This is a genomic window from Pseudotamlana haliotis, from assembly GCF_008806375.1.
In the GTDB taxonomy this organism is placed as follows: domain Bacteria; phylum Bacteroidota; class Bacteroidia; order Flavobacteriales; family Flavobacteriaceae; genus Pseudotamlana; species Pseudotamlana haliotis.
The window spans coordinates 340-16,090 of record NZ_WAAT01000032.1 but is presented as its reverse complement, the minus strand read 5'-3'; the positions used below and the strand labels follow the sequence as shown (position 1 = coordinate 16,090).

General features: G+C 35.3%; 15 protein-coding genes, 1 tRNA gene and 1 pseudogene. 11 read left to right on the top strand and 6 right to left on the bottom strand.

The genetic code is table 11. The features are described 5' to 3' along the window. The 3 genes from F6U93_RS05780 to F6U93_RS05770 all read left to right on the top strand — a co-directional run bounded on the left by F6U93_RS05780 (position 1) and on the right by F6U93_RS05770 (position 5,314). Positions 1-2,517, top strand: a complete 2,517-nt coding sequence (locus F6U93_RS05780; protein WP_150937758.1) for a PIG-L family deacetylase — start codon at positions 1-3, stop codon at positions 2,515-2,517. A gap of 120 nt (positions 2,518-2,637) precedes the next feature. After that, complete coding sequence (locus F6U93_RS05775) at positions 2,638-4,359, top strand: sodium:solute symporter (protein ID WP_150937756.1); 1,722 nt, start codon at positions 2,638-2,640, stop codon at positions 4,357-4,359. After that, complete coding sequence (locus tag F6U93_RS05770; protein ID WP_150937754.1) at positions 4,340-5,314, top strand: Gfo/Idh/MocA family protein; 975 nt, start codon at positions 4,340-4,342, stop codon at positions 5,312-5,314. Before F6U93_RS05775 ends, F6U93_RS05770 begins: the two co-directional genes overlap by 20 nt. Before the next feature lie 74 nt (positions 5,315-5,388). Here the strand turns inward: F6U93_RS05770 and F6U93_RS05765 are convergent, their stop codons facing one another. After that, positions 5,389-6,240, bottom strand: coding sequence for a DUF2911 domain-containing protein (locus F6U93_RS05765; protein ID WP_150937751.1), 852 nt, complete (start codon positions 6,238-6,240; stop codon positions 5,389-5,391). 293 nt (positions 6,241-6,533) lie between these two features. Here F6U93_RS05765 and F6U93_RS05760 point away from each other — a divergent pair, with 293 nt between their 5' ends. Further along, a complete protein-coding gene (locus tag F6U93_RS05760; protein ID WP_067147546.1) occupies positions 6,534-6,749 on the top strand; it encodes a hypothetical protein in 216 nt (71 codons plus the stop codon). A 160-nt stretch (positions 6,750-6,909) separates the two neighbouring features. On the opposite strand, the gene murA is transcribed toward F6U93_RS05760, so the two are convergent. Genes murA through F6U93_RS05745 form a run of 3 tightly spaced genes read right to left on the bottom strand, consistent with a single transcriptional unit; the run spans position 6,910 to position 9,239 of the window. Then, positions 6,910-8,220, bottom strand: a complete 1,311-nt coding sequence (gene murA, locus F6U93_RS05755; protein WP_150937749.1) for a UDP-N-acetylglucosamine 1-carboxyvinyltransferase — start codon at positions 8,218-8,220, stop codon at positions 6,910-6,912. Between the two features lie 6 nt (positions 8,221-8,226). Then, positions 8,227-8,925 (bottom strand): DUF4290 domain-containing protein, encoded by a 699-nt coding sequence (locus F6U93_RS05750; RefSeq protein WP_150937747.1) that lies wholly within the window; start codon positions 8,923-8,925, stop codon positions 8,227-8,229. A gap of 20 nt (positions 8,926-8,945) precedes the next feature. After that, complete coding sequence (locus F6U93_RS05745) at positions 8,946-9,239, bottom strand: DUF493 family protein (protein ID WP_150937745.1); 294 nt, start codon at positions 9,237-9,239, stop codon at positions 8,946-8,948. 170 nt (positions 9,240-9,409) lie between these two features. Between F6U93_RS05745 and F6U93_RS05740 the strand changes: the two genes are divergently transcribed. The 5 genes from F6U93_RS05740 to F6U93_RS05720 all read left to right on the top strand — a co-directional run bounded on the left by F6U93_RS05740 (position 9,410) and on the right by F6U93_RS05720 (position 13,988). Continuing rightward, complete coding sequence (locus F6U93_RS05740) at positions 9,410-9,958, top strand: AAA family ATPase (RefSeq protein ID WP_394349743.1); 549 nt, start codon at positions 9,410-9,412, stop codon at positions 9,956-9,958. Position 9,959: 1 nt separating this feature from the next. After that, positions 9,960-11,861: a RecQ family ATP-dependent DNA helicase gene (locus F6U93_RS05735; RefSeq protein ID WP_150937742.1), complete on the top strand. Its 1,902-nt coding sequence runs from the start codon at positions 9,960-9,962 to the stop codon at positions 11,859-11,861. A 33-nt stretch (positions 11,862-11,894) separates the two neighbouring features. Further along, positions 11,895-12,842, top strand: a complete 948-nt coding sequence (fmt, locus tag F6U93_RS05730; RefSeq protein ID WP_150937740.1) for a methionyl-tRNA formyltransferase — start codon at positions 11,895-11,897, stop codon at positions 12,840-12,842. A gap of 190 nt (positions 12,843-13,032) precedes the next feature. Continuing rightward, complete coding sequence (locus F6U93_RS05725; RefSeq protein ID WP_150937738.1) at positions 13,033-13,305, top strand: HU family DNA-binding protein; 273 nt, start codon at positions 13,033-13,035, stop codon at positions 13,303-13,305. A 122-nt stretch (positions 13,306-13,427) separates the two neighbouring features. Further along, the gene (locus F6U93_RS05720) at positions 13,428-13,988 is read left to right on the top strand and encodes a YqgE/AlgH family protein (protein ID WP_150937736.1); all 561 of its coding nucleotides are present in this window, start codon (positions 13,428-13,430) and stop codon (positions 13,986-13,988) included. Here the strand turns inward: F6U93_RS05720 and F6U93_RS05715 are convergent. Together F6U93_RS05715 and F6U93_RS05710 are read right to left on the bottom strand one after the other, a co-directional pair. Next, entirely contained in the window at positions 13,985-14,827 is an 843-nt protein-coding gene (locus F6U93_RS05715; RefSeq protein ID WP_150937734.1) for an aminotransferase class IV, read from the bottom strand. The genes F6U93_RS05720 and F6U93_RS05715 overlap by 4 nt on opposite strands. A 67-nt stretch (positions 14,828-14,894) precedes the next feature. After that, complete coding sequence (locus tag F6U93_RS05710; RefSeq protein ID WP_150937732.1) at positions 14,895-15,287, bottom strand: START-like domain-containing protein; 393 nt, start codon at positions 15,285-15,287, stop codon at positions 14,895-14,897. Positions 15,288-15,419: 132 nt separating this feature from the next. On the opposite strand from F6U93_RS05710, the gene F6U93_RS05705 reads away from it, so the two are divergent. Beyond that, a tRNA-Met gene (locus tag F6U93_RS05705) sits at positions 15,420-15,493 on the top strand. Between the two features lie 54 nt (positions 15,494-15,547). Continuing rightward, positions 15,548-15,751, top strand: a pseudogene (locus tag F6U93_RS14610) (hypothetical protein); the annotation flags it as partial.

The following is a 15,751-nucleotide window of genomic DNA, read 5'->3' as shown; positions in this document are numbered from 1 at the left end:
ATGAAAAAAATTATACTTGCCGTTTATATTGCACTTTTTTCGCTATCCATAATACATGCACAAGCCCCAGTAAAAAGCTCATCTTCTGAAATTTACGAATCCATACAAAAACTCAACTTTTTAGGGTCTGTACTCTACGTTGCGGCACATCCAGACGATGAAAACACACGCTTAATTTCATACATGTCTAACCATGTAAAGGCCAGAACGGCTTATTTATCATTAACCCGCGGTGATGGCGGACAAAATTTAATTGGTTCAGATCTGAGAGAACTTTTAGGAGTTTTAAGAACCCAAGAATTACTAGCGGCGCGTCGTATTGACGGTGGCGAACAAATTTTTTCAAGAGCTAACGATTTTGGTTATTCAAAACATCCTGAAGAAACCTTCGAAATTTGGGATGAAGACGAAGTGCTAAGCGATGTGGTTTTAGCCATTAGAACTTTCAAACCCGATATAATTATTAACCGTTTTGACCACAGATCTCCAGGAACCACACATGGTCATCATACGGCTTCGGCCGTGCTTAGCGTAGAAGCTTTCGAATTAGCAAACGATAAGACCGCTTTCCCTAATCAATTAAACAGAACCAGTTTATGGCAGCCTAAGCGTCTGTTTTTCAATACCAGTTACTGGTTTTACGGCGGTAAGGAAAAGTTTGAGAAAGCCGATAAAAGTGATATGCATAGCGTAGACATAGGTACCTACTACCCGCTTAAAGGGCTTTCCAACAACGAAGTCGCTGCCTTAGCTAGGAGTCAGCATTTATGTCAAGGTTTTGGAAACTTAACCCAGCGTGGTACTCAACAGGAGTATTTAGAATTTCTAAAAGGTGATCCCCTTAAAAAAGACGAAAATATTTTTAAAGGTATAGACACGTCTTGGAGCCGTGTAAAAGGCGGTAATGCTGTTGGAGAGATTCTATATGAAATAGAAAAAAACTTCAACTTTAAAAACCCGGGAGCCCATCTTCCGCAGTTAGTTGAAGCTTACCAATTACTTCAAAATATTGAAGATGAACACTGGAAAACCCAAAAATCAAAAGAACTGATTCACATCATTGAAATGTGTGCCGGACTCTATTTAGAAGCTTCCGCAGAAACCAACTGGGCCACACCTAGTGAAGCTGTAAAACTCGAAATTGAAGTCTTAAACCGAAGTGAAACGCCAGTAACTTTAGTAGGTTTTAAAACTTCCGAAGGCCTTCATATTTCAAAAAACATCAACCTAAAAAACAATATCAAATACAATTTCAACGAGGTTTTAAATATCAAAGACAGCCAAGAACCTACAACGCCATATTGGTTAAATAAAAAAGGCAGTTTAGGCATGTATTACGTTGAAGATGAAAACCTCATCGGATTGCCAGAAACCCCTAGAGCCTATAAAGTGGATTTCAACCTGTTAATTAACAATGCGCCATTTACTATAACAAAAGATGTGATTCAGCGTTATTCTAAGCCCGACAAAGGCGAATTGTACCGCCCATTTGAAATCATCCCTGAAGCTTCAGCATCCATTAGTGAAAAGGTTATTATTTTTAATACTGACGCAAAGCGTTTTATTAATGTCACTGTAAAAGCGGGTCATGACAATTTAGAGGGCACCATAGAAATTGAACATCCTGCAGATTGGCAAATTACACCAAAATCTCAAAAGGTAAATATCGCTCACAAAGGCGCCGACCAAAATTTCACATTTACGGTAACGCCTCCAAAAACAGGTAGCGAAGCCTACATCACCCCTATTGTTTACGTGGGTAACGAAGCTTACAGCAAAGAACTTATTAGCATGGTGTACAGCCACGTGCCACAGCAAACCGTTTTATTGCCAAGTGAAACCAAAGTGGTCCGTTTAGATATCAAGAAAAAAGGGAAACGTATTGCCTATATTGAAGGCGCCGGTGATGTGGTTCCTGAAAGCTTAGAACAAATTGGTTACCAAGTTGAATATATAACTCCTGAGCAAATTTCAGCTCAAACATTACGTCAGTTCGATGCTGTTGTGGTGGGCATACGCGCCTATAACATTCTAGATAATTTACAATTTAAACAGCAAGAATTATTTGATTTTGTCGCTCAAGGCGGAAATATGATCGTGCAATACAATACCAACCGTCGTTTAAAAGTTGAAAACATTGCGCCTTACAAACTCAATCTTTCTAGAGACCGTGTCACTGATGAAAACGCCGAAGTACGCTTTTTAAAACCAAATCATCCGGTTTTAAACACCCCTAATAAAATCACCCAACATGATTTTGAAGGTTGGACTCAAGAGCGTGGTTTATATTTCCCAGATTCATGGGGAAGAGAATTTACACCTATTTTAGAACTACATGACAAAAAAGAATCTGATAAAAAAGGCAGCTTACTCATCGCTAAACACGGAAAAGGCTATTATATTTACACTGGATTAAGCTTTTTTAGAGAGTTTCCTGCAGGGGTTTCTGGCGCTTACAGACTCTTTGCAAACATGCTTTCTCTAGGCAAAGAAGACCTAAATCCTTCTGAAAAATAAAATATTATGGATAACGACGAAGCACCAAAACAAACCTGGCTTAAATTATATACAGTGGTTTTAATTGCCAATGCCCTTTATTTTATTGCCTTCTACTTCATCACAAAATCTTTTTAATTCATGCAAACTTTAAGTTGGATTGACTGGTCCGTTTTATGTACCACATTAATTGCGATTGTGGCTTACGGCACTTGGCAAACTCGAGGTAGTAAAAATGTTACCGATTATTTACGTGGTGGAAACACCTCAAAATGGTGGACCATTGGTTTATCGGTAATGGCAACACAAGCTAGTGCCATTACTTTTTTATCCACACCCGGACAAGCCTTTAACGACGGTATGGGTTTTGTACAATTTTATTTTGGTTTACCTATTGCCATGGTGGTTATTTGTATGGTGTTTATTCCATTATACTACCGACTAAAAGTTTATACCGCTTACGAATTTCTTGAAAACCGCTTCGACTTAAAAACCAGAACTTTAGCCGCCATTTTGTTTTTAATTCAACGCGGACTAGCAGCTGGGATTACCATTTTTGCCCCAGCTATTATATTGTCTGTTGTTTTAGGTTGGGACCTCCTCACCCTCAATATTATCATTGGTTTACTAGTTATCATTTACACGGTTTCTGGCGGAACACGTGCCGTTAACGTTACGCAAAAACACCAAATGGTTGTTATTTTCTTTGGTATGTTAGTGGCTTTCTTTTTGATTGTAGATAAACTTCCGCAGGATATTACCTTTAAAAAAGCTTTAGATATTGCCGGTGCTAGTGGTAAAATGGAAGTCCTTGATTTTTCATTCGATTTAAATAATCGCTACACCTTTTGGAGTGGTATTATTGGAGGAACCTTTCTAATGCTTTCCTATTTTGGTACAGACCAAAGTCAGGTGCAACGTTACCTTTCCGGGAAATCGGTAAAAGAAATGCAATTGGGTTTAATTTTTAATGGTATTTTAAAAATCCCGATGCAGTTTTTTATTCTACTTGTTGGGGTTATGGTTTTTGTGTTTTATCAGTTTAACGCATCACCTGTCAATTTCAATCCTACAGCAACCGAAGTGGTTTTAAATTCTGAATACGCCAATGAATACCAAACCCTTCAGAAGGAACAGCAAGAAGTTTTTAACGACAAACAAAAGATTATCACGTCTTTCATTAATTCGGAAGATGAAAATAGCAGAAAATACATGGCTATTGCCAACGCGGTTCAAGAGGATATTAGAAGTGAAGCCCGATTGTTGATTGATAAAGCTTCAGAAAGTGAAGGCGTTAAAGTAGAAAGCAATGACAAAGATTATGTTTTTATTCATTTCATACTTAACAACTTACCTCGTGGCTTAATTGGTTTATTATTGGCCGTTATTTTAAGCGCAGCCATGTCTAGTACAGCCAGTGAGTTAAACGCCTTAGGTTCTACAACCACCATGGATTTATACAAGCGTAATGCTGGTGAAAAAACTGAAAAAGCTATGGTAATTGCCTCTAAATGGTTCACTTTTGGTTGGGGCCTCATCGCTATTGGTATTGCTTGTGTAGCCAATCTAGCAGAAAATTTAATTCAGCTAGTTAACATCATCGGGTCTATATTTTATGGTAACGTTCTCGGAATATTCCTGTTAGCTTTTTTCTTCAAATTTGTTAAAGGAAATGCCGTATTTGTTGCCGCCTTAATCACACAAGTTATCGTGATTAGTTTATTCTTACTCAATGAATATGAATACATTAACCTGCCTTTTTTATGGTTAAATTTTGTAGGCTGTATCATCGTGATTACCTTAGCCTGTATCCTACAATTCATATTACCAAGTAAGACGAATTATGACACAGAAAACAATTAATTGGGGCATTATAGGCCTCGGAAAAATTGCAGATAAATTTGCCACAGATTTACAATGTGTTCCTGGTGCAAGACTTTATGCAGTCGCTTCACGCACTCAAAATAAAGCAAACGCTTTCGCGGAAAAACATCAGGCTACAAAAGCGTATAACAGTTATGACTTATTGGCTAAAGACAATCAGGTGGATGCGGTTTATATAGCCACCCCTCACGCCCTACACATAGAGAACACCTTACTTTGTCTAGAGCACGGTATACCTGTACTTTGTGAAAAACCTTTCGCTATGAATGCTGAAGAGGTCAATGACATGATTGCTAAAGCAAAGCAAAACAATGTCCTTTTAATGGAAGCGCTTTGGACATACTTCTTACCGCATTATCAATATGTTTTAGATTGTGTTCATCAAAAAACCTTCGGAAACATCAAGAAACTAGAGGCTAATTTTGGTTTTTACAGAGCTTTTGATGATAACTCACGATTATTCAATAAATCTTTAGGAGGAGGTAGCTTATTAGATATTGGCATCTACCCTATTTTTGCAGCCCTATCAACTTTAGGTATTCCAGAACATATTAACGCTCAAGCTACCTATTTCGACAATGGTGCTGATTCTTCATGTAACATGATTTTCAATTATAAAAATGGTGTAATCGCCCATTTAAAAAGTTCACTGAAAGAAGATTTACCTACCGAAGCCATTTTTCATTTTGAAAAAGCTACAGTTAAAATAAACGGTAAGTTTCATGAACCTTCAACCGTTACAGTCACAACTAATAATAACGAGGAAACCATTGATTTTAATTACAAAACTATTGGTTACAGTTATGAAGCAGGTCATTTTAACGCTTTAATTCACCAAGGAAAAACCGAAAGTGATCTGATGACTTTTGACTTCAGCAAACAACTTATAACCACTTTAGACCGTGTTCGAGAGCTTATACATTTAGAGTACTAAACGGCACTTATTCCCATAAAAAAACGCAACCTTTTCGGTTACGTTTTTTATATTTTATGAATATTAAACGAAGCTTACTCGCCTAACCAGTCAGCTAAAGACTCTTGATTCATTTTAACATAGTTATCATTTCCAGCAATTTCAGCTAATTCTAATGACTTTCTAGCTGCTGCAATAGCGCCTTTTGAGTCACCAGCTTTATTGTGAATTAAAGCTTGTTTTCTGTAGTAGTAAAAAAGAGGTTTCTCTTTGGTCATTTCTACAGCTTTATCAATCCACTCCATCGCTTGTTTCGGACTTTTACCTTCTTCTAAGTAGTAAGAAGCCGCTGCATAGTAATCACTAGCTTTTGGAGATCCACCTAAAACGTCATTAATACTTGATAAAACAGCATCATCCGTACCAACAGTAAAAGGTACACCGATATACATTTTTTCCCAAATAAGTTCAAGCGTAGCACCACCATTAGTAATACTGTTAATGTCTAATGTAAACGTCTCTACATTAAAAGGTACTTTATAAGCTTTTACTGAAGTCACGGCTACAACTTTAGATTCGTCCCATTTTTTTGGAACACCCCAGTTATCGGTATCAGCATAAAAATATACTTTCCAAAGACTTTCACCTGGCTCTGTAAAAATAGCGTAAGATCCCGCTTTTAATTTATACTCACCAACCATGGCATCAGTACTAAATGTAATTATTGTGTTTTTATTAGCTCCCGTTCTCCACATTTTATTAAAAGGTACTAAATCACCAAAAATAGTACGGCCCTTTACACTTGGTCTAGAATATTCAAGAGTTACATCGGTTAAACCAACCTTTTGCTCCAGTTTCGCTGCAGGGCTTGGTTGAGGCGTTTGCACTTGAGCATTCACAGAATATACTGTAGCACAAGCCATAAAAAGTAAAAGTAATTTTTTCATTTTTGTTTTTTTTGAAATTTTCATTAGCTATAAAATTACGTATCGAAAATTCTATTTTTGTTAACAAAAACATAAAAAAAAGACCACAAGATCGCATTCAAAAAAAGCTAAAATCTGCAATCAATAAAATGAATATATCAAAAAAACATGTCTTATTATCGATAGAATACTAAAATTAACATAATTATTCACTATAAAAATCGAATATATCACAGATTTTATTATATTGGCGAATTGTGACAGAGAACTATTTGTCACGTCCCTTAAAATTGATTAAAGATTAAATACACCGTATGGAGATAATAGACCGAGCTTTAGAATTCGAGCAGCGTAAGCACACCTTTAAAACAACTAGTGAACGCATTGAATCGTCTAGGGAAGTAAAAGACCTAATTTTAAGTTTAAATACCATTTATAAAGAAGAAAAAGATCCTGAAATTATGGATTTGATGAAACGCTTAACCGCAATTAAACAAAAAATTGAAAAAAGGTTAAAAGGTAGACCTTAAACGACTCAAAAAGCCCTTGCTAATTTATATCAATGAGCAAGGGCTTTTTATCTCTACACCGCATATTTACATTACCTAATTATACCAATTATTAGCCATAAAAAAAGACTTGCTTTAAAACAAACAAGTCCTTTTATATATTATAAAAACTGACCGTTCCCTAATCGATACGCTCAATTTTAGCACCAATAGCACGTAAACGATCATCTATATGCTCGTAACCACGATCTATTTGTTCAATATTTTGAATATGTGAGGTTCCTTTTGCTGAAAGCGCTGCAATTAACAAAGAAACACCAGCACGGATATCAGGGGAAGTCATGGTTGTGGATTTTAAAGTCGATTTAAAATCATGACCAATAACTGTTGCACGATGCGGATCACATAAAATGATTTTAGCCCCCATATCAATCAACTTATCTACAAAGAACAAGCGACTTTCAAACATTTTTTGATGTATTAAAACACTTCCTCTAGCCTGTGTAGCTACTACTAGAATGATACTTAATAAATCTGGAGTGAATCCTGGCCATGGCGCATCAGAAATATTTAAAATAGAACCATCTATAAAATTTTGTATTTCATAACCATCTTTATGTGCTGGAATGAAAATATCCTCGCCACGTTTTTCAACGGTAATGCCTAATTTTCTAAAAGTTTCAGGAATTAATCCTAAATCATTCCAAGAAACATTGGTAATGGTTAATTCACTTTTAGTCATCGCAGCAAGACCAATCCAACTTCCTATTTCAATCATATCAGGAAGCATGGTGTGCTCAGTTCCGCCAAGGCTATCAACACCTTCAATCACCAATAAATTAGAGCCTACACCACTAATTTTAGCCCCCATTCTATTCAGCATTTTACACAATTGCTGTAAATAAGGCTCACAAGCCGCGTTATAAATAGTGGTTTTGCCTTCGGCTAAAACAGCTGCCATTAAAATATTAGCGGTTCCTGTCACCGATGCTTCTTCTAAAAGCATGTAAGCACCTTTTAGCTTTTCGGCTTCAACACCATAAAACTGCTCTTCCTTACTGTATCTAAATTTCGCTCCTAATTTAATAAGACCTTCAAAATGGGTATCTAAACGACGACGACCAATTTTATCACCGCCAGGCTTAGGAATAAAACCTTTCCCAAAACGGGCTAGTAACGGACCAACAATCATGATAGAGCCGCGTAAACCGCGTCCGTCCACTTTAAATTGATCAGATTCTAAGTATTTTAAATTAACTTCATCTGCTTGAAAAGTATAAGAGCCCTTCCCTATTTTATTTACTTTCACACCTAAATGTTCAAGTAATAACATCAATTTATTGACATCAATAATATTAGGAATATTATGAATGGTTACAGCTTCTGGCGTTAGTAAAACAGCACATAAAATTTGTAAAGCTTCGTTTTTTGCTCCTTGAGGTTGAATACTTCCTTTTAACGCGTGACCGCCTTCAATTTTAAATGTTCCCATGAAATTTTAGTAGCGTTTTCTTTGTCGGTTATTAGAATTGCTTTTTTTATGATGCGTTTTCTTATTGTTGTTATTAGAAAACTTCGATTTTGAACGCATTAAACTTGAAGAATCTGATAAATCTTCTTCTGAATTTTTCAAATTAATTTTTCCACCTGAAAGTTCATATAAATGATCATAAATCACATTATCTTCTACCGTATCCTTATTCCAATTCAAGAAACACTTCTTCATGTGGTTGGCTATGGTATAGGTTAAGGCTTCTTTAAGCTCACCATCCTCCCAAGTATTAGCCACATCAATCATGGTTTTAATATTGTTTCCGTAGAAACGATATTTAGGAAAGTTTTGAGGATATTTTAAAGGTTCTGGACGTTCTTCATAAATTTCCTTGGTAGGAATTGGGTATGGTGAATCAACATCTAATTCAAAATTAGACATGATAAACATTTGATCCCATAATTTATGTTGAAAATCTGGAACGTCTCTTAAGTGCGGTTGCATATTGCCCATTACAGCTATAATCCCCTTGGCTACTTTATTGCGTTCCTCTTTTGATTCTAGTGATTTGGCGTAATTAATCATCTTCTGCATATGTCTTCCGTACTCTGGAATGATTAAATGCTCACGCTCTGTGTTGTATTCTAAGGTATCTATCAAAATAAAAGTTGTAGAGTTTTGGTATTGAATGAAGTGTTTCTGCATGTGCAAAATACAAAAAATATCTAAAGACTGATAACGCCTTCAATATTTTCTGTAACTTCTTTGTACTTGGCAATTACGGCCTCTGGACTTTTCATGGTCACATTAATTGAAACACTGGTATATTTGCCGTTTTTAGAGGCTTTAGTTTGAATGACAGCACCTAAATTATCGAAAATATCTTCAATTTGATTGATTTTATCCTGTTCTGAAATCACAATAAACTTATAAAGATATTCTGAGGGCCATTTTGCTGTGTCGTATAATTGTTCTTTTAATTTCTTGTAAAAGGCTTCTGAATTTGGTGGTGTGCTCATAGTATTTTTTTCTGCGACAAAGATACAATTTCATTCGTTGTTATCCCACTCTATTAACGTATTGAAATCTTCTAGTAAAAATAGATTTCGAGGCTAAGGTTTACAATAAATCACCCGATTTAACTTTCCATTTTTTTTATCGCTGTTAAATTCCGATTTTTACAACAAATATGGTGGATTTGAACACAAGAAAAATTCTTATTACTGGTGGACCCGGAACTGGAAAATCAACTTTAATTAATGCCTTAATAGCCCGTGGTTTCCTGTGTATGGAAGAAATTTCACGCCAGGTAATTATTGAAGCCCAGAAAAAAGGCATTGATCAGTTGTTTTTAACCGACCCCATGCAGTTTAGCAACATGCTTTTAAAAGGCAGAGCGCAACAGTTTTATGATGCTCAAAAAATAAAAGACCAGACTGTTTTTTTTGATAGAGGGGTTCATGATGTTTTGGCTTACATGGACTTTATTGGAGACGCCTACCCTACTGAATTTACAGAAACTTGTAAAAACGCCAGATACGACATGGTTTTTATTTTAAAACCTTGGAAAGCCATTTACATCAGTGACAGCGAGCGTTACGAAACCTTCGAACAAGCGCAAGACATCTATAAATATTTGGTAAAAACTTATGAGGCTTATCAATATCAATTGATTGATGTGCCTTTTGATACTGTTGAAAACCGAACCAATTTCATATTAAAAACTTGTAAACTTTAATATGGAACACCCCATTAACATATTAGAGCGTTATTGGAATTTCACCAGTTTTAGAGCAGAACAGGAAGCCATTATCAATGCCGTTATTGAGGGCGAAGACACTTTTGTTCTACTTCCAACCGGAGGCGGAAAATCCTTGTGTTTTCAAATACCAGCCTTAGCCAAAGATGGTATTTGTATTGTCATTTCGCCATTAATAGCCTTAATGAAAGACCAGGTACAAACCTTAAATGACAAAGGCATTAAAGCTATGGCGCTAACTAGTGGCATCAGTTATAATCAACTTGACACCATGCTTGATAATTGTATTTATGGCAATTACAAGTTTTTATATTTGTCGCCAGAACGTTTACAGCAAGAACTTGTTCAAGACCGTATTCGGTTAATGAATGTCAATTTAATTGCTGTTGACGAAGCCCATTGTATTTCGCAATGGGGTAGCGATTTTAGGCCTGCCTATAAAAATATTGCTTTGCTCAGGCAACTGCGACCTACGGCTAATGTGGTAGCTTTAACAGCTTCAGCAAAACCAGAGGTGGTTCAAGATATCATTAAGGAACTTGATTTTATTCAGCCTAAAATATTTAAAACGTCTTTTTGGAGAAGCAACCTGTCTTACATGGTTTTTCATGAAAATGACAAATATTACAAGCTCGAAGCTATTTTAAGAAAGAACCCGGAATCTTCCATTGTGTATGTCCGTAACAGAAAAGCAACCATTGAAGTCGCTTCCTTTTTAAAATCAAAAAACATCAGCGCTACATTTTATCACGGCGGACTCACCAATGCCGAAAAAGATAAAAACATGACGGCTTGGTTGCAAAACCAGAGTCAGGTTATGGTGGCTACCAATGCTTTTGGTATGGGCATTGACAAACCCGATGTGAAAACCGTTGTCCATTTAAATTTACCCGAAAGCCTTGAAAGTTACTTTCAAGAAGCTGGACGTGCCGGGCGAAATGGCAATAAAGCTTTTGCGGTTATTTTAAAAAATAATAGCGATGAAGACCTCGTTAAAAATCAGTTTTTAAGCGTGCTTCCTCCTGTAGATTTTATTAAACAGGTCTACCGAAAACTCTGTAACTATTTTCAAGTTTCTTATGGAGAGGGTGAATATGAAACTTTTGATTTTGATTTTAGCAGTTTTTGTAAAGCCTATAACTTTCCGTCAATTTTATGCTACAATGCCTTGCTTTATTTGGATAGAAATAGTGTGATTACGCTTTCAAAACAATTTAAAAACAAGGTAACGGTTCAGTTCATCATTTCGAATAATGCACTTTTTAATTACCTAGACACCCATCAAGAATACGGTATCATTGTAAAATCTATTTTAAGAATGTATGGTGGTATTTTTGATAATCTCACCAAAGTAGATTTAAAAAAGGTCTCGAAAAAGGCTTCTACCCCAGAAAACCGACTCATCCACACCTTACAGCAATTGGAAGACGATGAAATTATCGCGCTCAATTTAGCCAAAACCGATGCTCAAATCACTTTTATTGAGCCTCGGGAAGATGAAATCACCATCAATAGAATTGCACCAATCATTAAGCAACAAAATAAGCTGAAACAAAATCAGGTTAAAGCCATGCTTGATTATGTTAAAAATGATTCGGTTTGCAAAAGCGTGCAGCTCCTCTCTTATTTTGGAGAAACCGAAGTTAAGGATTGTAAGATATGCTCCGTTTGCATTCAGCAGAAAAAGAAAACCCCACAAGACCTTAATAATCTTCGAAAAAAGTTAATTGAAATTTTAGAATCTGGAGATTACAATTCCAGAAGTCTTTTAGAAAAATTAAACTGTTCTGAAGACGAACTCAAAGACGTTTTAAAATTACTTTTGGAACATCAAATTATAATTATTACACCAAAAAACACATATAAATTAAGTCATTTGTAAGCTTACAAAGACATCAAAATAAAACATCAAAAGATGAGAGAGTTAAGAATCGTATTCATGGGCACACCCGATTTTGCGGTAGACACCTTAAAAACTTTAGTAGAAAACAACCATAATATAGTAGGTGTAATTACTGCATCTGATAAGCCAGCTGGACGCGGAAGAAAGCTTAACGAAAGTGCTGTGAAAAAATATGCGGTTTCACAAAACTTAACGGTATTACAACCCTCCAATTTAAAAGATGATGATTTTTTAGACGAACTAAAAGCCTTAAATGCCAATTTACAAATTGTAGTCGCTTTTAGAATGTTACCAAAAGTGGTTTGGAACATGCCGGAATTTGGCACCTTCAACCTGCACGCTTCTTTATTACCTAATTATCGCGGAGCCGCACCTATCAATTGGGCTATTATTAATGGAGAAACTAAAACAGGTGTATCCACCTTTTTTATAGACGAAGAAATTGATACCGGCGATATGATTCTACAGGAAGAACTTTCTATTGACACCAATGAAAATGCCGGAAGTCTTCACGATAAATTAATGACAACTGGAAGCGCTTTAGTTTTAAAAACGGTTAAAGCCATAGAAAAAGGCACAGTAACAACGATTCCGCAGAAAGATTCATCAGATATTAAAACCGCTTACAAGCTCAATAAAACCAATTGTAAAATTAATTGGGAAGCTTCGATCGACGCCATTTTCAATCATATTAGAGGTTTAAGCCCTTACCCTGCCGCTTGGACGACCTTAATTAATGGTGAAGATGCGTTAGATGTTAAAATTTATGCTTCTGAAAAGGAACTATCAGATCATAATTTAGCCTTAGGAACTGTTATCTCCACTAAAAAAGAGCTAAAAGTAGCAGTAACAGAAGGTTACCTAATTCTGACAGAAATTAAGCTCCCAGGGAAACGTGCCATGGATATAAAATCTCTTTTAAACGGATACCGTTTTGAAGAAAATGCAAAAATGCTGTAAACCCCTATTACCATTGATATTATTAAATATCCGATAAAGTGTATGAGCTTTATTAACAAATACCTGAAGTTATTAACAAAACAGTGTATTTCCCTTGCTATTACTTGCGTGGTTGCATAATCCGTATAAATTTGTAAAGGATTTAAACAAAAATGTAATCCAACTTTTATTAATAATTAAATTATACATTATGAACAAAACAGATTTAATCGACGCAATGGCAGAGCAAGCAGGAATTACTAAAGCAGCTGCTAAGAAAGCTTTAGAATGTGCTTTAACTGAAATTGAAGGAGCTTTAAAAAAAGGAAATAGAGTTTCTTTAGTAGGTTTCGGATCTTGGTCAGTTTCTAATAGAGCTGCTAGAGACGGAAGAAACCCTCAAACAGGAGAAACTATCAAAATTGCAGCTAAAAACATTGTAAAGTTTAAAGCTGGTTCTGATTTATCAAACGCAGTAAACTAATCATTTACTTCTTTATATTTAGAAAAAGTCTCCTATTTAGGAGGCTTTTTTTTTATATATTAACTAAAGAGTTGCATTTTCCATAAATTAATCTTAGTTTTAGTTACTAAATTCCTCTACATATGGTGACAATCAAACCCAAAAAAGGAGATTTATTAATTGCTGAACCAGCAATTATTGGAGATGTTTCTTTTAACCGCTCGATAGTCTTATTAGCAGATCATTCAGAAGAAGGGTCTATAGGCTTCATCCTTAACAAACCCCTAGATTATACAATTAACGAGTTAATTCCTGAATTGGAAGCTACGTTTAAAGTTTATAATGGTGGTCCTGTTGAGCAGGATAACTTATATTTTATTCATAAAATTCCGCACTTAATACCTAATAGTATTGAAATATCTTTAGGTATTTATTGGGGTGGCGATTTTAATCGTGTTGCTGAGCTTATTAAAACCAATACGATTAACGAAAATGATATTCGTTTCTTTTTAGGTTACTCAGGTTGGGATATCAACCAATTAGATTCTGAATTAAAATCAAACTCTTGGGTCGTTTCTGAAAACGTATATAAAAAGAACATCATAGAAAAAGACTATGAGACCTTTTGGAAAGAAAAAATGTTAGAATTTGGTGGCGAATACAGTATTTGGTCTAACGCCCCAGAAGACCCGAGTTACAATTAACTCAATCGAATTTTCACATTTAACTTTTGAAGTAAACTTTTAGAAACCTCGTTTTTAAAGGTCTTTTTTCTGTACTTACTCACGGGCTGAATCCCTACCATCACATTTGTAATAAACATTTCATCTGCTTTTTGAAGCTCAAAAGGTGAAATAGAATCTTCTACCAATTCATATTCAGGAATTAATTTAATAATTTCTAAAAGTTGTGAACGCATCACTCCTTTTAAACAGCCATCAGTTAACGCAGGCGTTTTAATGGTATTTCCTTTTACTAGAAACACATTACCATTTAGGGCTTCAACCACATGCTTATTGGTATTTAATACCAGGCAATTATTTAAACTGTTGTCCTTCGCATAAATGCTTCCTACTATGTTTAAAGCCTTGTTATTCGATTTTAGAGTCGATAATAAACTTGGTGACACATAATAATCTTTAAACAAATCAACCTCGTAGAAGTCCTCAGAAAGCGTATAAAAACTATCTGAAAGTTCATTAACGGCAATCACAAAACTTACGTTGTTCGTTTTTGGAGTGTATAAGCCACCTTCGTTTCTATGAACTGTTAATTTTACACGTGCCGAAGCTTTTTCTAAATCGTTAGCCTCTAAAGTTTTTAAAATTTCACTTTCTAGAAACTCCATCGTAAAACTCATCGGGATTTCCATACGCATAATACGCATAGAAGCCATTAATCTGAAATAATGATCTTCCCAAAATAAGAGTTTACCACTACTCGCTTTTATCGTTTCAAAAAGAGCATCGCCATAGGCATAACCTCTATTATTTATTGATAAAAAAGTGTTTCCGTCTAAAAGTGTTCCGTTAAAATTCGTCATAAAAAATCCCGCTTAAACGTTTTTTGAGTAAGCGGGACAAATATAATTTAAAATATGTGATTTGTAATTAAGCCGAACCTAATACTTGCTTTAAACTAGATATTTGGTTGGTCCAAAGCATTTTAGCCTCATCAACCTCATCATCTTCAGCATAGTCGGTAATCATCAAGCAGACATCTTTAGTAATTTCATCTACTTGAATTTTGATTTCAAAGTAATAAGACTGTCCGTCCTCTTCATCTTCTAACCATCTGAACTTCACACGTTCTCCTGATTTTTTATTTAATAATTTTGCTTTTTCTTCGCTACCATCCCAAATAAAAGTAAACATTTCACCACGAGAGTTTACGTTGTCAGAAAACCATTCTGATAAGCCAGAAGGTGTAGAAATATAATTGTATAAAAGTTGAGGGGATGCGTGTATTACGAATTCAATATCAAATCTAACTTTGTCGTCCATAGGTAATTTAGAAATTTATATTGCCAATATATACATTAATTGATAAGTGAGCCTATAAAATTTAATATTATTTTTTTATCAGTTCTATTTGGTAACTCTAATAATGTTTCTATATTTGCAGCCTCAAATTATGGCGAGGTAGCTCAGCTGGTTAGAGCGTCGGATTCATAACCCGGAGGTCGCGGGATCGTGCCCCGCTCTCGCTACAAGTTTTAAAGAATTGAGGTTTAACGGTTTAGTGTTCACTAAGCCGTTTTTTTATGCCTAAATTAATTGAATTTCTTACCTTGGAACACAGAAACGAACACGGAAACGAACACAAATTGTCAATTAAAAAGTCTTTTTCTACACCAAAAATTTATACTGCAAACGGAGATTTAAATCAACGTTGGTTTGTGTATTACAGCTTTAGAAATCCTGAAACTGGTCGATTGAAACGAATGGGTAATATCTATGGAAAAGCG